The sequence below is a fragment of the Mesorhizobium sp. M4A.F.Ca.ET.050.02.1.1 genome, from assembly GCF_003997725.1.
Classification (GTDB): Bacteria; Pseudomonadota; Alphaproteobacteria; order Rhizobiales; family Rhizobiaceae; genus Mesorhizobium.
On record NZ_RZSG01001025.1, the window covers coordinates 1 to 1,820 of the forward strand.

Sequence of the window (1,820 nt, forward strand, 5' to 3'; positions counted from 1 at the left end):
CTATACGGCCGGCCGCCGCATCGCCGACATTCCGATCGAGGAGGCCGGTGACTGGGCCAAGAAGCCTGACCATGTCGTCTGGATCGGACTTCTGGAGCCGGACCGCAATCTTTTGCTGCGCGTACAGGCGCAATTCCATCTGCACGATCTGGCGATCGAGGATGCCGAGCATCCGCACCAGCGGCCGAAGATCGAGCAATATGGCGATGCCCTGTTCATCGTCGCGCGCACCGCCCAGCTGATCGACGGCCGCGTCACCTTCGGCGAGACGCATTTGTTCGTCGGCGCCGGCTACATCGTCAGCGTCAGGCATGGACCGTCGACATCCTATGCCGCGGTCCGTCAGCATTGGGAAACCTGCCCGCATTCGCTCGCCAAGGGCGAGGACTTCGTCCTCTATGCCATTCTCGACTTCATCGTCGACAACTACATGCCGGTTCTGGAGCAGATCGAGGACGAGGTCGAGGCGATCGAGGACAAGGTCCTGCTCAGGCCGATGACCGGCTCCGACATCGAGCGGCTCTATATGCTGCGCCGCGATCTCCTGCGGCTGCGCAACGCGGCTCTGCCGCTGGTCGAGGTCTGCCGCCGGCTGACCAGCGCCGACCTGCCGCAGATCAATGCTTCGATGCACCCGCTGTTCCGCGACGTGACCGACCATATCCGCACGGTCCAGGAAAAGATCGACAGCCTGCGCGAGGTGCTGGCTTTCGCGTTCGAAGCCAGTCTTCTGGTCGGCCAGAGTCAGGAAACCGCGATCTCGAAAAAACTCGCCTCCTGGGCCGCCATCCTGGCGGTGCCGACGGCCTTCGCCGGCATCTACGGCATGAATTTCAACGACATGCCGGAACTGCATATGGAGTATGGCTACCCGACCGTGCTGGTTGCGATCGCGCTGATCTGCTCGTTCCTGTACTGGCGGTTCAGGAAGAATGGATGGCTGTGAAGGGAGAGCGAACAGCGAATAGAAAGTAGCGAATAGAGAACACCAAAAACGGCTTGCTCCCTGTCACAAGAAGCCAAGCCGTTCCTATTCGCTATTCGCTATTGCTCAGCGGCTTCTGCGCCGCTCCGCCGCCGGCTGGAACGCGACGCGAGAGTGGTATTTGCAGTACGGGCCGGTCTCGGCGGCGTCGTTGCCGCAGAAGTTGAAGTCTTCCGACAGCGGGTCGCCATTCGGCCATTTGCAGGTGCGCTCGGTCAGCTCGACCAGCTGCAGATGCCGCGAGATCGGCACGACGACGTTTTCCACCGGGCGGATATAGTGGCGCGCCACAGGCTCGGCGTCGAACTGAGCCTGGAGCGCGGTCGCGCCGATCGAGGTGGTGACATGGCGCGTGGCGGTCGCGGCGCGCGATACCGATTTCTGGATGGACGATCCCTGCACGGTTTTCTTCTGGCGAGCCGGGCTGGCCGTCGCGCGGCCGCGGCCCGACAGCTTCAGGCGATGCACCTTGCCGATGACCGCGTTGCGGCTGACGCCTCCCAGCTGTGCCGCAATCTGGCTGGCGCTCAGCCCTTCCGACCACAGTTTCCTGAGAAGTTCTACCCGCTCGTCAGTCCAGTTCATGAGACCGCGCTCCTGCTGAGGCGTGCGGCGATCGGAATCCCTTCCCGTCCCGGCTCCCGCCGGGCAGACAACACCACATATATCGGGTGATTAGGTCCGCCGCACGAAATCTAGTTATTTCTCAACTACAAATACCTCATGCGCTGACTCGGTGACAAGAGTCCCCGGGGCAACACGAATCGGTTTTTCCGGTTTTCCCCAACTTGCCGGCCGCTTATGAACCGGCGTCTCGTCAGGGGCATGCCGCGCG

At 62.4% G+C, this 1,820-nt stretch carries 2 protein-coding genes; one reads left to right on the forward strand and one right to left on the reverse strand.

The window, feature by feature from the left end; all coding sequences use genetic code 11:
- On the forward strand, nucleotides 1–946 hold a 946-nt coding region (locus EOA33_RS34505; RefSeq protein ID WP_145989476.1), incomplete at its 5' end, for a magnesium and cobalt transport protein CorA.
- A gap of 105 nt (nucleotides 947–1,051) precedes the next feature.
- On the opposite strand, the gene EOA33_RS34510 is transcribed toward EOA33_RS34505, so the two are convergent.
- A complete protein-coding gene (locus EOA33_RS34510; RefSeq protein ID WP_126056595.1) occupies nucleotides 1,052–1,570 on the reverse strand; it encodes a GcrA family cell cycle regulator in 519 nt (172 codons plus the stop codon).
- Between the last annotated feature and the right edge of the window lie 250 nt (nucleotides 1,571–1,820).

Coding starts and splice junctions, on each gene's coding strand:
- EOA33_RS34510 (WP_126056595.1), bottom strand. CDS start 1,570: ATGAACTGGACTGACGAGCGGGTAGAACTTCTCAGGAAACTGTGGTCG.